The organism is Flavobacterium undicola, assembly GCF_009909155.2.
Taxonomy (GTDB): domain Bacteria; phylum Bacteroidota; class Bacteroidia; order Flavobacteriales; family Flavobacteriaceae; genus Flavobacterium; species Flavobacterium undicola.
In genome coordinates this window covers 148,076-170,518 of sequence record NZ_JAAAPM020000005.1, presented here as the reverse complement: position 1 = coordinate 170,518, position 22,443 = coordinate 148,076, and the positions used below count along the sequence as shown (strand labels likewise).

14 protein-coding genes, 1 tRNA gene and 2 pseudogenes are annotated in these 22,443 nt (G+C 33.3%); 5 read left to right on the top strand and 12 right to left on the bottom strand.

Features of this window, described 5'->3' with window-relative positions:
• The 4 genes and pseudogenes from GTZ96_RS04955 to GTZ96_RS18465 form a co-directional block, all read left to right on the top strand.
• Positions 1-121 (top strand): annotated as a pseudogene (locus tag GTZ96_RS04955) (IS1595 family transposase); the annotation flags it as partial.
• 19 nt (positions 122-140) lie between these two features.
• Positions 141-536: a hypothetical protein gene (locus GTZ96_RS04950; RefSeq protein ID WP_161641472.1), complete on the top strand. Its 396-nt coding sequence runs from the start codon at positions 141-143 to the stop codon at positions 534-536.
• Between the two features lie 5 nt (positions 537-541).
• Complete coding sequence (locus GTZ96_RS04945) at positions 542-2,215, top strand: coiled-coil domain-containing protein (RefSeq protein ID WP_161641471.1); 1,674 nt, start codon at positions 542-544, stop codon at positions 2,213-2,215.
• A 402-nt stretch (positions 2,216-2,617) separates the two neighbouring features.
• Positions 2,618-2,870: pseudogene (locus GTZ96_RS18465) on the top strand (LexA family protein); the annotation flags it as partial.
• Here the strand turns inward: GTZ96_RS18465 and GTZ96_RS04940 are convergent.
• The 12 genes from GTZ96_RS04940 to GTZ96_RS04885 all read right to left on the bottom strand — a co-directional run bounded on the left by GTZ96_RS04940 (position 2,839) and on the right by GTZ96_RS04885 (position 20,881).
• Positions 2,839-6,825 carry a T9SS type B sorting domain-containing protein gene (locus tag GTZ96_RS04940; protein ID WP_161641470.1) on the bottom strand — a complete coding sequence of 1,329 codons (3,987 nt, stop codon included), beginning with the start codon at positions 6,823-6,825 and terminating at the stop codon, positions 2,839-2,841. The pseudogene GTZ96_RS18465 and the gene GTZ96_RS04940 overlap by 32 nt on opposite strands.
• 201 nt (positions 6,826-7,026) lie before the next feature.
• A complete protein-coding gene (locus GTZ96_RS04935) occupies positions 7,027-7,518 on the bottom strand; it encodes a hypothetical protein (protein WP_181033143.1) in 492 nt (163 codons plus the stop codon).
• Between the two features lie 2 nt (positions 7,519-7,520).
• Positions 7,521-8,144, bottom strand: a complete 624-nt coding sequence (locus GTZ96_RS04930) for a hypothetical protein (protein ID WP_161641469.1) — start codon at positions 8,142-8,144, stop codon at positions 7,521-7,523.
• 86 nt (positions 8,145-8,230) lie between these two features.
• Positions 8,231-8,806 (bottom strand): hypothetical protein, encoded by a 576-nt coding sequence (locus GTZ96_RS04925; protein WP_161641468.1) that lies wholly within the window; start codon positions 8,804-8,806, stop codon positions 8,231-8,233.
• A gap of 23 nt (positions 8,807-8,829) precedes the next feature.
• Positions 8,830-15,012, bottom strand: a complete 6,183-nt coding sequence (locus tag GTZ96_RS04920) for an FG-GAP-like repeat-containing protein (protein ID WP_161641467.1) — start codon at positions 15,010-15,012, stop codon at positions 8,830-8,832.
• Between the two features lie 3 nt (positions 15,013-15,015).
• Entirely contained in the window at positions 15,016-15,474 is a 459-nt protein-coding gene (locus GTZ96_RS04915; protein ID WP_235972859.1) for a T9SS type A sorting domain-containing protein, read from the bottom strand.
• A 733-nt stretch (positions 15,475-16,207) separates the two neighbouring features.
• Positions 16,208-16,294, bottom strand: a tRNA-Ser gene (locus GTZ96_RS04910).
• A 58-nt stretch (positions 16,295-16,352) separates the two neighbouring features.
• Entirely contained in the window at positions 16,353-17,381 is a 1,029-nt protein-coding gene (locus GTZ96_RS04905; protein ID WP_161641466.1) for an asparaginase, read from the bottom strand.
• Positions 17,365-18,507: a 1-acyl-sn-glycerol-3-phosphate acyltransferase gene (locus GTZ96_RS04900; RefSeq protein ID WP_161641465.1), complete on the bottom strand. Its 1,143-nt coding sequence runs from the start codon at positions 18,505-18,507 to the stop codon at positions 17,365-17,367. Before GTZ96_RS04900 ends, GTZ96_RS04905 begins: the two co-directional genes overlap by 17 nt.
• A gap of 60 nt (positions 18,508-18,567) precedes the next feature.
• Positions 18,568-19,347, bottom strand: coding sequence for a TatD family hydrolase (locus tag GTZ96_RS04895; RefSeq protein WP_161641464.1), 780 nt, complete (start codon positions 19,345-19,347; stop codon positions 18,568-18,570).
• 220 nt (positions 19,348-19,567) lie between these two features.
• Positions 19,568-20,293: a tetratricopeptide repeat protein gene (locus GTZ96_RS04890; RefSeq protein ID WP_161641463.1), complete on the bottom strand. Its 726-nt coding sequence runs from the start codon at positions 20,291-20,293 to the stop codon at positions 19,568-19,570.
• Between the two features lie 6 nt (positions 20,294-20,299).
• Entirely contained in the window at positions 20,300-20,881 is a 582-nt protein-coding gene (locus tag GTZ96_RS04885; protein WP_161641462.1) for an RNA polymerase sigma factor, read from the bottom strand.
• Positions 20,882-21,240: 359 nt separating this feature from the next.
• Here GTZ96_RS04885 and GTZ96_RS04880 point away from each other — a divergent pair, with 359 nt between their 5' ends.
• On the top strand, positions 21,241-22,215 hold the full coding sequence (locus tag GTZ96_RS04880) for a hypothetical protein (RefSeq protein ID WP_161641461.1): 975 nt from the start codon (positions 21,241-21,243) through the stop codon (positions 22,213-22,215).
• Positions 22,216-22,443: the final 228 nt, after the last annotated feature.

Genomic DNA, 22,443 nt, shown 5'->3' with positions numbered 1-22,443 from the left:
ATTTTGTTTTAGGATAAACCGTTCTCAATTTAAAACAAGTATTTTTCATAAATCCATAGAAAGAATGGTGAATGCAAAACCGATTTATCAAAAAAACATAAAACAGATATTAAGTGTATAACTCAATAAATTTTATTATTATGGATTTGGAGAAAATTATATTAAAATTAGAAGATGCTTTTCTAAATACTGAAGTGAAACAACAAGTTTTAGATAGTTATTGGCTAGAACAAAACATACAAAATGGAATACATACGACGGGTTTTTGCTTTACAGCATCCGAAGTGATATATAGATTAACTGGAGGGAAAGATAATTGGTTTATAAAAAGTATTAATGATCCTAGAGACTGGAATCATGGGACTCATTATTTTTTACAAAACAAAACAAGTGGTCATATATTAGATATAACTTCCGATCAATATACTAGTAGAGGAATTACTATTCCATATGAATTAGGAAAAGCAAGAGGACTGCAGAATGTATCTAGAAAAGCAAAGGATTTAGCTATGTTGTCTGGATTAGGCGAAATTTAAATAAAATGAAACAATCCCCCTCAAAAGAACAAAATGAATACGCCAAAAACGTAAAAGAAGAACCTATTTATATCCTTGAAGCCGAAAGTGGTCGTAAAGGCTATTGGTGTATGGGTTGTGGCGAGGAAATGGAAGCGGTACGCAAAATTAAAAACATCCACCATAAATCCTATTTTAGACATTGTGCAAAAGATGTAGAAATTGAAAGGAAATGTACGTTTAGTAATCAGGATTACCGTCATAGGCTGGCAATAGATATATTGCAACGTACAAAGAGAATCAAAGTTCCTAATCTCTATAAGTATGCTCCTGATGATTCCCAAGCGATATTACTTGAAGAAACCAAATTTATAGAAGCACACTCAGTTAGAGCTGAACTTACATTTTATGAAAATGATGAAGCAGGGGTACACTGGGGCAAGAATCCGGAGATAGATAACAAAAACTTATTGATACGACCCGATGTAACATTCTTTGATGTTCATGGAAAACCAATTTTACTTATCGAAATTGTGGTCTCCCATAAGTTGGATGATGATAAAAAAGCAAAAATTAAAAGACTAGGAATTAATACAATTCAAATAACAATACCAAAAGATTCTCCTGAAAATATTGCAAAAAATTTTCAAATTACTAAAAACACAAAATGGGTATTTAATCATGTCGAACAGAACACCAACTACTTTCAGCTTTCCAATAGAACTTCAGAAAGAATATTACCACTTGACCCAATCGAAATGGGATTTTTTAGAGAATCTTTCGTCTGCCGAGAGAACCAAATTAGAAATCTTATACGCGGACTTAGAAAATGTGTGGAATCGCAATACTACAGAAACACTGAACGAAAACTTGAATCAGAGTTATCAAGAGTTAAGGAAAATTCAGAACGAAATCGAGAGCGATTGGAACAGCTACGAATCAAACATAGAGAATCAGTTGAGTCAAGATATAGAGAATCGTACGACATCCTTGAAAGAGAGGAAAGTGAATTCGAACATTCATTTTACGATGCTCAAAAACAGCTATACGAAGAGTATAACAGAGAACAAACAGAAATTGAACAACGATACGCTAATTTGGAAGGAAGATACCTTGCAAAAATTGAGTCAATTAACAAAGAGCAAGCTATTGTTAACAGGGAAATTAAGTTTAGATACCGTGCTGGGAGAACTGAAGAAGACATTAGAAGAGAATTTGAATCTGAAGAAACAAGAATTGTCGACGAGCTTAATAGCACTAAAAGAGAAGAGAGATATATCGAGGAATCTATCCAGTCAGAATCAGGATTTGAGGAAAATTTTGAGGGAGAAAGACTTAAACTTGAGAACGAAGAAAGAGAGCTTGAACAGAAATTTGCAGAACTTGAAAGACATGAACAAGAAGAATTTGATAGACTTAGAAAAAAGTTTTTATCGGATGAAGGAGCAACTGGAGAATTCACAAAATTCGCAGTTGAGGAAAGAATTAGAAGCGACTATGAAAGGGAATACCAACAAATTATTGAAAGAGTTAACAATAGAGATGTACAGTCAGGAGATGAATTGTCCGAAAAAATTAAAACCATACTTGAATTACGGGGATTATTCGACAATTATGATGATGTACAAACAGCTCTTGAAAGACTCCGAAAAGGAAGAACAATTATTAAAAATGGATCTTACAAAGAATGGGATAAATAGTGATTGGTTTATGAATAATTTACCTTAATTAATTCAATTGTACTAAAATATATTTGTATTGTCATGTTAACAAAACAGAAAAAAGTTAACACGTTATAATAGTCATGTTAAACAAAACTGAAAAAACAAACATATAAACAAAACCCTCACGCTGCCGCACGAATCTTTTCGTGGCACGTTCTGTTAAACATCTACATCCTAAAAAACAAATCTTTATTATTCTTTTCTAGTAAATACATCCGGGTCTAACCCACAATAGCAAAACTAACAAAATACAAACCCTCTGGATTATGAAATTTATAATTTCTACTCATTTCTATCTTTCTTACATAGAGTAAATATCGAAAATTTAGTTCTATTTACACGAGCCAGAAGAAAGGATCAGCGCGGCAGTTCCTGGCATTGATTGTAGACCGGAGTATTGAACCGCAAGACAACAAAATTTATTTGTTTTATCGACGGAGAATTTACCATAAAACGCATTAAACTAGAAAAAGACTGTCTCTACCTGATGTGATGCCCGAAAACAGCAATTACACTCCTAATAAAAGTAACCGAAGAAAACGAACTCATCATTTGGGGCATTGTAACCTATGTGATAAAAAAAAGTGATAGGGATTACACTATCGTTTCAAAGCAAAATGACCTTTCATAAATCTGCCGTTTTCTAATTGAACGGAATACCAATAATCTGATGCCGGCATTGGATTTCCGTTAAAAGTACCGTCCCATCCAGCTCCTGTTGGACTTATTTGTTTTATTAATTTCCCATAACGATCAAAAATATGAATCAATGTTTTTGCATTAAAAGAAGCATTGACTCCTTTTATATTCCATGTATCATTATGTCCATCCTGATTCGGTGTGAAAAAATTAGGAATACCTAAGATTGCTACTTCTTTTGGTACTATACCACAACCGTTTAAATCTTTTACAAAAACAGTATGAATTCCGGCACTTACATTCGTGAAATTGTTTTCTGTTTGGTATACTCCAAATTCATCATCCAAGGCGAATACATAATCTCCACTGCCGCTTACCGAAACTGTTATACTATTAGAATCGGATAACTCTACAATATCTACATTATTGATAACAGCTATATCCGAAGCGGAAACAGTAATAGTTCTTAATCTGGAACAGCCCTGATTATTTGTCACTTTTACTGTATAAATACCTTCTGTGTTTACTGTAAGCGTATAATTATTTTCTCCTGTTATTGGTTCATCATTAAAAGACCATGCATAACTGTAATCCGTTATCGGAGAAGCATCTTGAATTCCCGCATCGATTACTTTTGTAAAAGTTGGTAAATTACTACACACTAATTCGTCTCCCTCTAATGAAATATTTGGGATTGAGTTTACTACAAAAGGAATTGTTGTTGTGGCTATACAATTAGTATTTCCAGAGTTCACCACTTCCACTCGGACATTTTGTGTGTCAGTAACAAATGGATTTGGCAACGGACTTGAAAGCGCATTATCACTTCCATCAAAATACTTCACTATCATTCCTGTTTGATTACCTAAAATAATATTGTGAAAAGCAGAAGTATCAAAAGCAAATTTCCCGTCTTGTTGACCTGGATCAGTTTCATCATCACAAGCTGTCGTTAATGATGTTGAAACCGGAAAAGCTTCCGGCAAATCATCTACCACAAAAGAAATACTGACATTATACGAACAAGCAGCTATTGTTGAATTATTGGTAATGATTGCTTTTATCGTTTGTGAAGCGGTTACGAAAAGATTGGGCAACGGACTTGGCAATGGATTATTATTCGCATCAAAATAAGTCACAATAACATTTCGTCCATTTTTAATTTGACTATCCAAACCAGTAATATCAAAAGCATAATAACCATCCTGATTATCATCACAATGTACAAAAGGAGCTATTGGAGCGACAATAGGAATAGTTTCTACCTTAAGTGTGATATAACTTCCTAATCCCAAACAATCATTATTCAATCGGCTATCGACACGGATATAGATGCTTTGAATGTTTGGATAACCAATGTTGCTGTAATGGGCAATATCTGCAATAGCATTTTTTTCAGCAAGTGCGTCGGCTATATTTTTATAATATGTAATGTCTAATAATTGCCCCGACGGAAATATTGCCCGAACTTCATTGTCTACACTACTAAAATCAAAAACAGCAATCCCATCCGTATTAGAACCTGATGCAACATCATCACATTGTGTAAAACTTCTTGAGAAAGTCGCAGGAATTTGAGTTGTAGAAATGATTAAGTTTAATTGTGCTATTCGATAACATCCGTTGCTATTGGCAATCCTCACAAACACTTTATCGGCACTCACAGTCTGATTGGTATAAGCGGTTCTGTTTACAATAAGATTCACATTATTTTGAGCATCTGCTATTGTTTTATGAAAAGAAATAGTTTCAGCTGCTGCATTGGAGGTTATTTTAGCAATTGCTTCTTCCAGATTAAACACACTGAATCCATCTGTATTATCATCGCATTGTTTCAAATCAACCACACTGTTAATTGTTGGCAAAGCCAAAACCTCAATTGGAAAAGAAGTTACAGCAGTACAATTAAGATTGTCTTTATTAGCCACTTTTACATAAACAGTTTCGGTTACATTCGTATTTTGGTAAGTTGTTGGATTACTAATACTTTGAGTTAAAGTAACATCTTTATAATAGGAAAGTATAAATTGTGTGGTTGATTGGCCATTTAAAATAGCCGTTGCTCTTTGGGTTAAATCAAAAATGACTTTACCATCAGTATCTGTTCCTACGCTAGTATTGTCGCAAAGATTTATTTTGCTTACTAATGTGCTTGGTTTTGGAGTATCAAATACATCAATAGTAAAACTGGTAGTGCTTTTACAATTATTATTTAATTTATTGTATACCTCCGCTGTAATGTTTTCCTGCTGATAAGGAACTGTATTGTTATAAGTGTTAGGATTAACAATGGCTACATTATTTACAAAATAATTTATGGCATATAAATTAGGATCTTGTCCATTGAGTATTGCTGCATTTTGAGAAGTCAAATCAAAAGTATTAAAACCATCATTATTGCTATCACAAATTAAGATATTTTGTGGCTTAGTAGCCGTTGGTATTGCTGAAATAACAATGTCTTTTGTTTTTGTAACTGTACCAACTGCGCTTGTAGCTGTAACGGAGACACTATAAGTCCCAGGACTGGCATATATATGGGTAGAATTAATGTCTGTAGAAGTAGTTCCGTCTCCAAAATTCCAAGTAGCTGAAGTTATAGTTTCACTGGAAGTCAACTTAAACATTGTTGATTCTCCTTGACATAAATTTTCAGCATTAAAAAAAGCATCAAAAAAAGATGTTATAAATGGGGGTAAACCAAGTACTCGGCTTGTATTGGTTGCAAGTGGTTGACCTGATTTATCAAAATTACATCCTAAGCCTAAAACATCAGGATTATTTATTACTCCTAAGGAATTTAACTCATAAGTACAAAAATAAATCTTTTTATTTAGTGCGAGTTGCAAGGCACCAGCACCGTAATAGCTCGCGGAAAGAAGAACTTTTGAATTGGGTATATCATTGTTTAGTAAATTAAATTGAGCTAATGTTTGATTTGTTACAGTGGCTGAAAAACTAGTATAAAGCACGTTGGAATTACTAGAAAATTCAATTCCATAAGCGCGGACATCAGAGAGAATTAATTTAGAATTAAAAACCGAGCCTGTGGATGCATCAAAATCGAATAGATACACACATCCTTTGTAAAGACTAAATGGGCTAGAGGGAGTATCAATTTGATCATATGCTGCTGCTAATTTTTTTCCATTTGGGGATGCTTTAAGGTATCCTATTGCATTTCTTCGATACCCAAAAACAGGTACAATCGGAGAAATTGCTGATTTAACAGGAGTAGTATTTACTCCGGATGTTGTTACTTTAAAGGCATAGAAGTTATCAGTAAATTGAGTGATAACCCAATAACCACTTCCTGAAGCATCTTTTACAGCAGTTAATTTTTCAGAACATTTGTATTTTATTTCCTCTCCTAAAGGATTTGTATCATAAGTAATAAGATGATTATTCCTGCTTACAACATCCCCAATACTTCCATTACTCCCTATTGTGCTAATATCTACTATCGAATAATTCAACCCATTATTCAATCCATCATCAGTATCAGGTGTTTTTCCACTATCAATATCAGCATAATTTCCAGAAAAAGCATTTGGATATTTAGCTGCATTTTCATGATGTGGCTCGTCTAATGTGAAAATGTAATATAGATTTGAATTTCCGGGTTTAGGGACAATTATAGCTGATTGTGTACTGGAAAAGTCTCCTAAAAGTCCAGTTCCATTAAAATAATCCCCATTTGGCATAACAACATGATTTCTATCCCAAACAGTACGTCCATCAGTATAAAACAATAAATCCCCATTACTATTGGCAATTGATGCACAGCCTTCATTGGTTTTCAGTTTACCATCTCCCAATGGAGTAACACTTCCATCAGGATTAAATTTCATACCTGCATTTTGTCCAAAATACCAAACACTCGCTTCCTGCTGTGAAAAAACGACTGTAGTGTAAAGTAAAAATAGAATAAAAATTTTATGTTTCATCAATCTATTTAACCAGTATAAAGATACTGTTACTGTAATTAGCAACTTTGGATTTTACAATTGCGTCAACACATATTTTATAATAAATTCTTAGCATTTTTTAATTTTTATAATGTAAACACAATATGCAAAAGATCCAATCCCATATATAATAAGTACGGGTTGTTACAATTCCTAATTTTAGCTGGAGATCTGTTCCTCCTAAAAACTCAAAAGCCAGAGGTAAAAAACAGCAATGCTAACAATAAATGTAATCCAACTATATTTTCTTTTTTCTTCTCTATTCCATTTTTCAAACTTATCAAAATACTTTATGTATTTATCATTCTTAAAAACAAAAGTATAACATATTAAAGCTGATAACGCTCCAAAAATTATAAAATGAATCGTCTCTAAATATTCTGTTGTAAAAAGCTTATAAATTAAACCAAACACACCAAAGAAAAAGAAAAATAATAACACAAATAAAAAACCTCCTGCAACAGTTATGCTCAAACCTTTTTTTTTGTCTCCGAAAGCTGTATCTATTTCTTTTTGAATATTTATTCCTAGCTTTTCATATCTTCTTTTCTGAAAAGGTAACTTATGAATAAGATTAAAAGGATTTATTTTATTTGTAAATAAATGTAATTTATAATGGGTTCTATAGTAGCAAAAATGAACGATGTTGAAATAAAATTCTATTGTTTTCATAATTATTTGTTGTGATAATAGTTAACCGAATTTTCACCTACAGAACTACCTATATACCCTCCAGAAAAACCACCTATAAATCCTCCAATAATAGCTCCAGGGACTGCTCCAGCACCCCAAAACCAAACACCAATTGCCGCACCTGTTGCCGCACCTGCTTCTGCACCTGCCCAACCTCCTACTATTCCTCCAGTAGCACTTATAGCTGTATATTGTGTATTATACCCAAAATGCCTTCCATCCAATTGATAAGCATTATATGTTTTTACACCACTAATTATAATACCAGCACCTAATGCAACTCTTCCTGCCCATTTATAATTACTTGCTGCTTCAAAAGCACCTACACGACTACCTGTATATTGATTTCCTCCCCAGGAGTTATTATAGTACTTCCCATTTTTACCAAGCCATTGATCACCTGGTGTTGCAGTAGTTTCTAATGCTCCATAAATACCCGCACCAATATCTAAAATAGTGCTTGAATTACCCCATATATCTCCTTTGTCTTTTTTAACATCATCCACTGTTTTAGGAGTTACAACAGGAGTATTTTGTTTAATACCATTTTGTTTGTCGTTGTTATTGTATCCAAAATCTGTCTTAAACGAAACATTGAAAAACACCCCCGCATTGTTAGAAGCAGAAGTCTAGTCCCCTTTTTGTCCTTTTCATATAGGCTGCAACAAAGTGGGCAACATCTGTGCTGTGTTTAATCCAGCTCCAACTGGTTATTTTCACTCAATTGTATTTTTTTAACTTTATTCTGAATAATCCACATTGCTAGTGGAGGAAATGAAAAAGCAACTAAATTGCCAACGATATCACTAAAATAGACATTCCTTTTTAATTCAATAGTTGCGATAAGTTTAGAAACAAAATAACTAGTATAAGAAAAAGAGATAATGCCAACAAACTGAATTAAACCAAAACAAAGAAACATGACATCATTAGGTTCGCCTCCCTTAAAAACAAAACTAAACATATATCCTATAAAAAAAACAAAATTAAACACCATAATAACGTTTATTACTAAGCTAACTTTGAAATTATTTAATTTTAATTTAAAATAATTTGAATGAGCATACAAGAAATTTACAGCAATATTTAACCAATAAAAATAGGGTAAATATAAAACCCCAAAAAATACAAATGTTACATAGTATAAGCTTACATCCGAAACTGATTGAACTAAATTTATCAGTACCAATTGAATTATAATAGGGATTATCAAAATCAAAAAAATATTTTTTTTTGCACTTTGTTTTAAAAAATAATTTGTGTTCATATTTGTTACTATTTATATTTTAATTACCAATTCCATCTCCAACCCCCTTTTATGTTTTCAGATCCACCAACACCAATACCTAAACTAAATCCAGTATCTAATCCAATATAAAATTGACGTTGGTAACTAGATTGTTTTGAATACTCTGCAGAAAAACCAAATAAACTAAGCGAAAATGATTCAAATCTATCTTCTCCTAGGTTGTATTTATAATTAATTCCGCCACCCACGGCAAAACCAGCTACAAAATAATGATTCATATAATTTTTAGTTGTATTACCCTCATAATGATAATAATCTGCATTATAACCTGATTCTCTATATTCTCCTATAGTTATACCCAAAAGTTTTTTAATTGGAGAAAAATCTAGATATGTTCCAACTCTTAAACCACCTTCATTACCAAAATATTGATTTTCATAAAACCATGAATCGTATCCTTTATCCTTCCCACCACCATTACCTCCTCCATTCGTATCACTTTTGGGCGTTACAACAGGAGTATTTTGATTAACTCCATTTTGTTTGTCTTTGTTATTATTATACCCAAAATCTGTATTAAACGAAACATTAAAAAATATTCCCGCATTATTAGAAGCAGAAGCCCAATCGCCAGTTTGTTTATATTCATTATAAGCAGCAGCAAAATGGGTAACACCTGCACTAATTAATCCTGCTCCAACTACAGCTAATGTCCCTCCTGAAAATATTGTTAATGCAGTTCCACCAATTATTTCAAGTCCTGCAAATACATCTTTCCAACCAATTTTCCATTTCTCACCTGTCCAATCGGTATATTTTAAGGGGTTATTAAGAACATAACTATAGCGGTTATAATTCTGCGTATTGTTAGGATCTTGTACATTATTATCAGGTTGCAAGAAACGATGCAGTTTAGCATCATACAAACGCCCGTTCATGTGTATGAGTCCTACACTTTGCAAATGCTCATGCCCGGTATAACCTCTATCTAATAAAGTAAGACCATTTAACACATTACCTGCTCCGTCTTGTACCAATACATTTCCCCAGGCATCAAACAATCGTTTTTCTAGCACTTGCCCAGTAGTATCACTAATAGCAACAATACTGCCTTGATAATCCCGTTGTAAATATAAATAATTTTGAGTAGTCCCATCACTTTTTAACACTATAGGAGCAGTGTAGCCATCACCTCCAATGTAGGTGACAAATTCTATTGCTCCTGTCGCAATATTGTGTTTAATCTCCATACTGCCATCGGCTGAGTAGTATTTGCGCAACGGTCTTAGTAATTTATCATTATCTAAACTACCATAAAACATCGAACTACGATTGTTCGCATCGTTGTAAGTAAAACTTATTTTATCTTTCCCTGCTTCCTCAATTTGATAAGGACTTTTAAAAGCATTATAGCTAATATTTTGTTCGTGGTTCGTTTGATAATGCGTTAAAGCGTCAGGCGTAACCGTTACTGATGTATTTCGATAAACTTTAGAGGTATTGGTATAATTATAAGTTCCCACAGCATTTTGTGTTATCCTTCCACGATCATCATAGCTTTGTGTTTCAGTTACTCCTGCTATATTTTTAAAAGAAGTAAGTCGGTCTAAAGAATCGTATGAATTGGTAAAGTCTTCACTCCAATTAAATAAACTATTCGTTCTACTAGTTAAATTTCCTTTCTGCGGGTCAAAAACTGTATTAAGTGTCATAATATTTCCAGGGGAAATAATCAACCTGTCCTGTTTGGTTTGGGTCATTAAACCATAAGAATCGTAGGCATTACTAACAGTAATATTAGCATTAGCCATTGTTGCTTCAGTAAGTTGCCCTCTTGCATTGACCGTATTAGTTTGCCATAATACCTGAGAATTAGCAGCGTCTATAATTTGCCATGGTTTTCCATTTTTATAAGTATGTTGAACCGTTTTAGAACTTGATTTTCCGGCTGCACTGGCTATTGAAGTTTCGGTATTCAATCTACCAAATGCATCATAAGTCAATTGTTTCGTAAACGTAGCGTAAGGTGTTGTTTCAATAGAACTAGTCAGTCTCTTATTGCCATCATAAGTATACATTGTTGTGGTTGTAGCATTATTTCCTAAGGCATCTACAAAAGTGCTGGACGTTAGTAATTTGGTGGTACTGTCATACGCATAGGTCGTCGTACTGTTTGTATTGGTTCCTACAATCGTTTTTTGAGTTGGCTTCCCTACGCTATTTAAGGTATAAGTTGTTGTGCCATTGGGTGTAGTTTGCGTTAAAGCTTCTCCTAAATCATTATAAGTATAGGTATATATTCCTGCCGATGGGTCAGTCAGTTTGGTTTTTCTACCCCAACCATCTTGCTCAATGCTTGTAACTACACCTCCATAATCCGACGATTTGAGATTACCGTTAGCAAAATAGGTATAATTAATTGTTCCTCCAGGACTATCGGTCATAGTAACCATATTGCCTATGGCATTTTTGGCAGCAATTTTGGTTTTAGTACCATCATTCACTGTAGTGGTTAAACCTGAATAACTGATACTGGTAGTTTTACCAGTAAAACTTATATTTTGAGTCGTTCTTCCATATTCATCATATTGGATTTCATTCCACTGTGAAGGACTACCACCTGAATAAGGTTCGCTTATCTTATAATTTCTATCATAAATATCGTATAGATATGAAACACTGGAGGTATTCCCGTTGATATCTTTTACGCTTGCGGTTATTTTTCGTCCTAAATCATCATAAAGTTCTTCGCTATAACTGCCGTCATCTCCAGTTGTTGTAATAGTGGCGTTTGCTCCATTGCGAGTATAGATCATATTAATACTTTTTCCTAAATAGTCGGTAGTTTTTGTTTTTTTAAACCAGGAATCATAAGTATAACTGGTGCTTAAACCATAAGGATTGGTCTCTGAAAGGAGCAATCCATTATAGCCATTGTAAACGAATGTTGTCGACAATCCTTCTATATCGGTACTTTTTGTTAAGAATATTCCCCCATAAGCTGGATCATATTCATAATTTGTTTCTCTGGCGATCAATCCAGGCGCCGAAATAGTTTTTTTAGTGATGTTACCAAACTCATCATAAATATTGTCTTCGGTAATAAAATTGGTATTATGTCCTTTTTTCTTTACTTGGGTTAATAAACCGCCTGTATTGTATACATATTGCTCTTCAGAGGTCATTGTGTCTCCCGAAATTGCTACACTTTGGGTTTTATTTATAAGTCTGCCCACTACATAAGGTGAACTTGTAGGTGTAGCATAAGTTATATTACTTATTGTGGTTTGTTCAGTAGTACTTCCGTTTTTTAGATACGTTGTAGAGGTTAAGGGGTTGTTATTAGTATCATAAACAATATCAGTAGTCTCCGTACTGGTATTGTCTAAACCATTGTACTGTTGAGAGGCAGTGACCTTGAGGTTAAAAACTTTATTTGCTTCCAAAGAACTGTTATAGTTTGATGTTGTTTTACTAATAAAATTGCTTGGTGCAGCGTAATCGCTGGCGTTGTACTGTCCAAGAACGGTATAGTTTTCGGTATTAGCTCCACGTAAGTTAGTATCAAATTTAGATACCGTTGTGATAATAGGATTGTTGTCATCAAACCAATTGGTTTTAGCAGTAGATTTAAACCCTAAAAAACCAAGTCCTTCCATGTTAGAAATAGCATCATAATAAGAAAATAATTGCTTCTTATAATCAGTGGCACTTTGTTTTTCTAACATAGAAACAACTTGCATACTTGAAGCCGACTCAATATTTGAATTAGGATAATTTTCTGAATAAGAGCTGTTATAGATAGTGTTATAATTTTCATCATAATCAGTATTCAAAGGTTTATAAGTAATCGATTCTTGTACTCCGTTGCCAGTAGTAATAGACTTTAGTAATTGGTCTTGAACATTGTTTTTATTGGAATTAAAGTAGAATATTTTATTATTATTCGCGAAAGCTATTTCCAATGTGGGTTTATAGGGCTTATCTTTAGTTGGAGCTCCTTTTCCTGAGGCTAAGTAAATAGGGAGAGGATATAAATTGATGTCTGTACTATATGAGCTACTAGCTTGGGATCTATCACCAACCCAAAAAGTTCCATTTCTATTAAAATAGCACAAAACCGTTATTTGACCATTTGAATTTGTTGAACTTTTATATCCTACTGTTTCAATTAAATCTGATTTTCCATCTTTATCATAATCAGAAGCTAAATAAATATAAGAATATGAAGTAGTATTTTGTCTAAATTGAATTCCAGAATATGTTTCCACTACTTTTATAAAACTAGTTCCTGTAGAACTATATTTATACCATGTCGTAGAACCGTATCCACTAGGAATAATAAAATCGGTTTTACCATCTCCGTTGTAATCTCCCAATAGAATAGTTTTACTAGTGTCAACAGAGATATTTGCATCTGAATAATCCCACAATAAAACCAATTGATTATTATTATTAAGAGTGTAACTGGTTACTTTTCCATTTTCGAAAACCATAAAATCCGATTTCCCATCTCCGTTCACATCAGCTACTTCAACTTTTGAACTTGTAGACATATAAGCTAACAATTCTCCTGAATACGTTAGGAAATTAGAGGTGTTGTCTCTTTTTAAATCGACAAAATAAACTTTTTTGGAGAAACATGCATTATCAATAGCAATCACATCAGTAAGTCCGTCACCATTAAAATCACCTGAAATAATCTTTTTCAGAATAATTTTAGCAGAATAACAGCTACTTCCATATGGTTCAATTGGGAAATTTACTACTCGTTCATATTGATAATAAATTGGAGATACGGTTCCAGCACTATAAACGGTAAATGTATAATTAGCATCTGTTTTTTTAACAACTGTCCATCCTTGTTTAGGCATTAAGTGATTATTCCAACTCAACCAAGAGGTTGGAAAAATAGTTTCAAAGGCACCAACATTATGCTCAGCACCTATATTCATATAATTCCCCGAGTCAATATTTGAAAAAAACCAATACTTTTTTTTGCTGTCTGTACCTGTAGTAGGATAGATCAAAAATTCCATTTTTTCATCACCATCAAAATCTCCCGAAACAGTATCTGCATTTAAAGAAGTTATGTTACCAACGCCTAAACTGGTAGTAATATCAGCATATGAAATAGAATTAACGGTATTATCATAACTAAAAACAGTAGGATTATAACTTTTGGTATTATCTCCACTTTTTTCGGTGATGGTTTTTAAGCGTTCGTAACTAAGAGAATTTGCTTCGTATGTTAATTCGTATCTTCTGTAGCCAACTCCAAAACTATTAACCAATATTTTATCTAAAATTTTATCATCAATAATACTCTGACCTCCTACATAAGTCTGTTCTGGTCTTTGTCTTGTTTTATAAACAAACTGTATTTCGTTGTATGTTTCGTCAAGAGGATTTCCTATATTACCATAGGATATATTTATTATCCTTAAATTATTATTGTTAATTCCGTATAGATAACTGATCCTAACACCTTGTGGATTTTCCCAATAGGTAATTGCCCAAGTTGTCAAAGTTCTTGATTCCGAAAAACTACCATACCTATTTGTAGTGTTACCGTATTCTGCCTTAGATCCATCAGGGTATTCAACTAAAAAATAAGCAGGACCATAAGTAGCTCCATTTGGATGTACTCCATAAGAAGTGATTTTTACATTTGAATGATTTTCTGTTTCATAAATTGTCCCATTTGCACCATAAGTAGCTCCTGTTCCATTTTTTACAATTAAACGCTGTCCATCAAGGGCAAAACGATCCAGATAATCAAAATCTACTCCATCTATTATCCCATCATGAAATTTTGTTGATGGTATTCGGGTAATTTTAGAAATCCCTGCAATATTCCAACCATACCCCGCTAATCCGTTACCTCCTTGACTGTTATAAGCTAAACTAATTTGAGGAACAATTCCGTTAATTCCTTTAGGGACTTTAATAGGAACGTTGTAAGTAGCACCTCCAGAAAGAGAAACAGCCAATTCTCCTTCAGTGATTCCTACTTCAGTAGAATTTCCCGTAGGTGCTGTTGTTGCTACTGACTGCATCTCAGACATTACATTAAATTCGCTAGTAACATTTAATGTTTTTTGTTCAGGACTATCTGTTCTTGTAATTGGAATTAATCCTTCAACTGGCGTTCCTTCTGAATTTTGTGCTGAAACTAAAAATGAGAACCCAAGTAAAAGTAAACTATAGTAAAGTTGCTTCATATCTTATTTTTTAATGATTTTAATAGATTTTTGTTCTCCATTTGTGTAGAATAATATAACTCCATAAACTCCTGTGGGATATTCTTGAAAAGAAATGTTTTGTGTGTTCTTTTTACCAAATCCAGTATAAGAAGCTAATTGTTGTCCGCTTACACCATATACATATATTGAAGAAACTAGATTATTGTTTACTAGTTCCCATTTAAGATACAATTCTTCTTTTACAGGATTTGGATAATAAGAGATTGCATCTTGTTCAGAAAATTTTTGTAAATCTCCATCAACTAATGCAGTTATTTCTTTAGCATTCTCATTAGCCAATTTTGATGTTGAGCAGTTAATGCATAATAATCGTTGTATTTGATTGCCTGCATCATCATAAGAAAAAGTAATACGGTCAGCTATCTGTGCTTGACATATATAACCGCATAATAACAGTAGAAAAGTAGCAGTTTTATTCATTTTAATAAAGTTTAAGATCTATTTATAAAAATATTCATTCAAAATGAATCCAAAAATATGCGTCTTTACTGACTCTTTATTTAAATTAAGGTTATTAAATAGACAAATTAAAGTTGTGGTGAGTCTTCTTTTTGGGTACACAAATTCAAAAAAAAAGCAAAGAAGAGTATGTTAAGAAAGAATGTTAACTTAAAACAAATCAAGTTAAATGATTTTTTGTTTCTTAATGAAAGAATAAGAAATATAGTTTTGAAATACGACTATCGAATGTTTATTTTGATTTAGTTTGTAGTTTACTAATTTGTAGTTAAAGAAAAAAGGCGTTACTAGTTTGAGTTTTGCGTTAGGGGTGAAATGAAAATCCTTTTGTTTTTCTTTAAAAAACGAAAATATTGAAACGAATAGCCCAACCCTCGGAGACAAGTAACGCCCAAAAGATTATTTGGACAGGAAGATTTCACCTCTTTTAGTATCAATTTACTTTGTAACCTTGCGGTTTAATGAAAATTTCAATAAAATATAAACTATCATACTTTCTTTGTTTACTTGCTCCACGCAAAGATTAAAATCAAAAAAAGAATTAGCAAAATACTAAAGATGCTATCACAGTGATTATGGATTTTAACAAAGTATATGGTTCTAAGTATCCTATAAAACAAAACACCCAATTTTACATTTTTGGGTGTAAAATTGGGTGCTAAAATCATAACCAATTGAAAATCAAGAGATATTGCAGAGAGAAAGGGATTCGAACCCTCGATGCAGTTACCCACATACTAGCTTTCCAGGCTAGCTCCTTCAACCACTCGGACACCTCTCTATTTTGGTTTGCAAATAACACTAAAAAATCTGACTTAGAAAAGCCAAATTGCAATTAATTATATCATTTCTCCTCTTAATGACGTTTCAAATACAGTTTGAAAATCTTTAGACGGAATATTTTGACTCAACAAGAACATCAATTTGGTAATTGCCGCTTCGGTAGTAATGTCTTTTCCCGAAATCACTCCTATTTGCTTCAATGCCGAACTCGTTTCATATTGTCCCATATTAACGCTTCCACTCGTACATTGGGTTACATTGACAATATGCAATCCTTTTTTTACAGCTTTAGTTAATGCGTTTATAAACCAATCTTCGGTAATGGCATTTCCTGAACCATAGGTTTCTAATACAATTCCTTTTAAACTTGGGATTTCAAGAATTGCCGTAAAAATGCTTTCGCACATTCCGGGAAACATTTTTATGATAATTACATTAGTATCTAATGATGGATGAACAATTAATTCTTTATTAGCTTCTTGTCCTAAAAACAACTCTGACCTAAGATTCAAATACACTCCCGATTCGACCAATGCAGGATAATTTGGCGAAGCAAAAGCATTAAAATGTTCTGCATTTATCTTAGTTGTTCGATTACCGCGATACAATTTGTTTTCGAAATAAAGGCAAACTTCAGTAATAACGGGTTTGTTGTTTTCTTGCAAAGAGGCTATTTGGATAGCAGTAATCAAATTTTCCTTGGCATCTGTACGTAAATCACCAATAGGCAATTGAGAACCCGTTAAAATAACCGGTTTGGATATATTTTCGAGCATAAAACTCAAAGCCGAAGCCGTATACGACATCGTATCTGAACCATGAAGCACCACAAAACCATCAAATTCAGCATAATTTGATTGAATCATAGCAGCAATTTCTGCCCAATGAGAAGGGTTCATATTTGAAGAATCAATTGGATTCTGAAACGAAATAGTTTCTATCTCACAATCCAATTGCTTCAACTCAGGAATTCTTTGTAATAATTTACTAAAATTGAACGCTTTTAATACTCCGGTATTGAAATCCTTGCGCATTCCAATAGTTCCTCCGGTGTAAATTAAAAGAATTTTAGTCCTTGAGTTCATGGATATATTTTAATTTATTGACTACCGGATTAGCATACATAGCCAATATTCCTTGTAGTGCAATAGGATTTTCTGCGTCAATTCGCTTTTCTAATCTACGTTGAAAAACTGCTTTTTCGTTTTCAGTGTACAAATGCGAATACTTATCGGTCTTATGTAAAATATCGTAAGCAATATAATTAGTAGGCCACAATTTATAGCTAGTCAATATTGAATCGTCTATGGCTTGCGCCAAGGCTTGAATCTGTTTATTTACATTATCATTTTCAGCCACGATAGCATCAATTTCAGTATCTAAAACTTTTCCGATGTGGATAAAAATGCGTTTTTTAGGCCCTAAAGCACCACTCAAAATGGTCATAAAATCCTCATTTTCCTCTTTTACATACACTTCATTATTAGCTTCCGCCAATAATTGAGGCATTTTCAAAGCATCAGTAGGATCATATTCATACGAAATGGAAACAGGAACAATTTTGATTTTTTTGAAGTAATCCATCAAAGTAGCTTCATCTGAAGCCATTCCGAGCATTTTCAATACTCCTGGATTAGTCGCATCATTACCATCTTTAGTTCTTCCTTCACGTTGCGCAATCCAAACCGAACGGTTTTCATGTTGCAACAATTGACTAATGTATTCTGATAATGTTTTAGAACTTTGCAACATCTCTCTTGGAGTTAAACCACGCTGAACCAGGAAATTTCGATTCAACTTAGCCAAAACATTCAAAAAAGGTTGTTTAACCAAATTATCTCCAATAGCCGAAGCTGTCATCACTAAATCATGCTCAAATAAAGTGGCATTTAACAAAGTAGTATCCAAAAGGATATCACGATGATTAGAGATAAACAAATAAGGGGTATTGGGTTCTAAATGTTCAAAGCCCGCAGTCATCAATCCTTCAGAACTTTTCTCTAATACTTTTTGAACCGATTGGTAAATAAAATTACATTGGAAATCACGAATAGAATGCGTTTTCATTAATTGTTCTTTCCAAACTTCATCAGCAACATCAGGAAAAGAAAAGTTCATCAATGACTTCAACATTGGATGATTAATCACTTTTTTAATTGCTTTATTTATTTCGGAATCATAATAAGGCCGAATCTCGTCAAACTTTTGCATTTTGGTACTATTAGAAAAACAAATGAACAAAAAAAATATTAAATTTTAGCGAATTCTGCTTTAAATCCCAAAAATTGCTTTCGAATTTTCAGTTGTTATTCTCGCTACTTCATCTGTTGAAATCCCGTAAATCTGTGATAGCTTATCAATTACATTTACAAGATAACTACTTTCATTTCTTTTTCCTCTAAAAGGAACGGGAGCAAGATAAGGTGCATCAGTTTCTAAAACGATGTGTTTTACATCGATTTTATCCAAAAACTGATCGATTTTTCCATTTTTGAAAGTCACCACACCACCAATTCCTAATTTCATATTATAAGACAAAGCCTGCAAAGCCTGCTCGTAAGTCCCCGAAAAACAATGAAAAATTCCAAATAAATCAGCTGATTTTTCTTCTTCTAAAACGGCAAAAACTTCATCAAAGGCTTCACGACAATGGATAACAATAGGCAATTGATATTCTTTTGCCAATTGGATTTGCTTTTTAAAAGCCAATTGTTGCTCTTTTAAATGGGTTTTATCCCAATATAAATCGACTCCAATTTCGCCAATAGCATAGAATTTTCTTTTCTTTAATTCTTCTTTAACAAATTGCAATTCGTCCAAATAATCCTCTTTCACATGCGTAGGATGCACGCCTGTCATTAAAAAGACATTCTCTGGATATTTTTGTTCCAAATCATACATGGCTTCAGTATAAGCTGAATCGATGGCTGGAATAAAAAAACGAGTTACACCAGCCGCTAAAGCGCGTTGCATCATTTCGTCTCTATCCTCATTAAATTCTTCGCTGTATAAATGCGTGTGGGTATCGGTAATTATGGGTTTTGTTTCCAAGTGGTTTTCTTTAAAATGCAAAATTAAGCTATTACACAAAGATTCACAAAACCTTATGCTAATGAAATGGAACACAGACCTGTCTTCCGACAGGCAGGTTAAACAGATTTTAAAAGATCTCCACAGATTAAATTAAGAAAAAAACAAAAAAGCCACACAAAAATCAATAAATCTTTGTGTGGCTCTGCGAAAATCTTTATGAATCTCTGTGATATAACCCTTAATCTAATTTATCCAACAATTCCTGAACCTTATCATAATTCTCATAATCGGATGGAATTGTCAAAAGAATCTCTTTACACCCTTTATAGTCTTTTTGTTTTAATTTGGCTAAAGCCAAACTCCAAATGGCCTTATTTTTATAAATAGAATTTCCTGATTTTATTTCGTTAAACGCGGTTTCAGCTTGTTTGATTTGGTTGTTTTCCAACAAAGAAACGCCATAAAAATACTGAATCTCTGCCGTTTTATTTTCTTTCAAAATAGCTTCAAAAAGCGGAATGGCTGCTTTGTAATTCTTAGCATTAAAAGCGGTTTCAGCTTGTTTTAAATTGTCAATTCCTTCACTTCTTTCAGTTAAATAGGCGTTTTCGTATTGGTTGTATTCTCCAAAACTAGGTTTCGGACTAGGATTTAACAGAAACAATCCAAACAAAAGCGCCACTGAAGCAGCAACCAAATAAGCCCAGGGTTTAATAGAAATCACCTTAGATTTATCTGCTTTAAAATGTTCTTTCGAAATCGCTTTTAGATTTTCTTCAAAAGCTTTTCTATCGGCTGCGAAATCAAATTTTGTTTCTAACTGTATTTGTACTTCTTTGAAAGTTTCAAATTCAGATGCTAGTTCGTGGTTTTCTGAAAGCTGTTTTTCAAAATCCAATCGGGCTTCATCAGACAATTCGCCTTGAAGGTATTGATCGAATAATATGTATTTATCTTCGTTCATGGCTCCTTAAATTTTTAATGATTTAAAACTACTGTGTTCATGAATCCATTGGGTAAGCTGACCCGTACACAAGGATTTTTTCTTTCGAACATAACCATAGGTTACATTGAGTTTCTCGGCTACTTCTTCCATTGATTTCAAAGTAAAACTCCACTTTAAAACTTCCTGACATTTTTCACCTAATCTTTGAAACATCATATCAAAAAGCTGTTGTTTCTCTTCAAATATTTCTGTTTGTGCCACCATCTCTTCCGTGGGTTCATTAGTAGATGTCAAATCATCCTGAATTGTTACCCCTTTATTCGACGCTTTTTTTAATTCGTTGAGCCATTTTCTTTTGCATAACAAAAAAAAGTAAGCATCAAAAGGACAAGTCAATTGCAGCTGTTTGGCTTTAGCCTGATTGAACAACAAAATCATAATATCCTGAACCACATCCTGAGCCTGATCTTCATCGCCTGAATTATTCCTTATATAAGAAACCACTTTTGGAACAAACTTCTTATAAATAGACTGGATTATCGCCGAATTGTTATTCGCCAATCCTTCGATAAAATATTGGTCGGAATGAACCTTATTATTAATCATAAAAAAACTTTTTTCGAAAATAGTAAAAAATGGGGTAACAATTTTAAAATCATGTTGATATAAGACTGTAATCGTTCTTTAGCATCCAAAGTAGCCTTATCTAAAAAAAAAGAATCTGAAATAAATTCAGATTAAAGGGTAACAATTCTAAACCCACATGAATATAACAATAGAAAACAGAAATAATAAAAATGTTTTAAAAAACAGGGTAACAAATTAAAACAGGAATTGATATAACAACAGAATCAGAAACAATTTTAAAAAAAATTAAAATACTGGGGTAACAATTTTAAAACCCAATTGATATAACAGTATAAAACAAGTAAAATCATTTTAACAATAATTAAAATCAAGAAATCATGAGAACAAATTTTAAAACCATCGGACTTTTATTTTTAGCGGCAATTTCATTAGTAAGCTGTATCAACGACGAAAACGACAAAACGCCAGCAACAGCAGCAGAATTTGCAAATGTTAGAGAAGCTGCTTTAGACAAAATAACTCAGGAATTTACCTTTACTGCCGAAAACGGAGTAAAAACATTTACTTCTGAAAAAGGCGTAAAAATTACCATCAACGGAAATTGCTTAACTAAAGACGGAAACCCGGTAACAGGCGAAGTAAAAATTGAATATGCTGAACTTTTTGACAAAGGAAACATGTTAGTAACTAACAAACCAACTATGGGAATCATGCCCGATGGAAACCGAAATTTGCTCATCTCCGGAGGAGAATTCTTTATCAAAGCAACCCAAAACGGCAAAGAATTAGCAACCACTTGCAACATTACATTACAAGTTCCTACCAGCCTTACCGACGGTGTTGACACTGCCATGACTTTATGGAAAGGAATCATCGATGACGAAGGAAACTTAGCCTGGCAGGATGCGCGAAAAGCCGATGGAACTAATGGTGGAAAAGGCGGCGTAGAAGCAGGACAAAACAGCTATTATGTAAGTTTTGGAAACTTTGGATGGACAAATGTGGATAAATTCTACAGCGACCCAAGACCTAAAACTACCATTCTTGTGGATGCTCCAGAAGGATATGACAACACTAACAGTGCCGTTTATTTATCTTATGATGGCGAAGGAACAAATGCACTTGCTAAACTGGATACTTACACTGCCCAAGGATTATTTAGCGAACACTACGGTCAAATTCCGGTGGGTCTAGCTTGTCACATCATTTTTGCAACCGAAGACAACGGAAACTGGAGATATGCGATCAAAGGAGTAACCGTTCAGGCTAATGATGTTTACACTTTCACAATGGCTGAAACCACCGTAGGAACCGAAGCCCAATTAGTTGCCGCAATCAATGCGATCCAATAAAGACTCCCAAATTTAATTTCTGAAAAAAGTGGTGATTTGCTCATCACTTTTTTCTATTTTTAAAAGATTTTTAATCGTTATCCAAATAAGAATTAGTAGCTTATTCCTGCTGTCCGCTATATTTTTTTATTTTGTCATACTGAGCCTGTCGAAGTACAAAATAAAGAAGTACAAAATAAAAAGGATGCCGCTACCACCTGCCTGTCGGCAGACAGGTCAGGGCTAAAA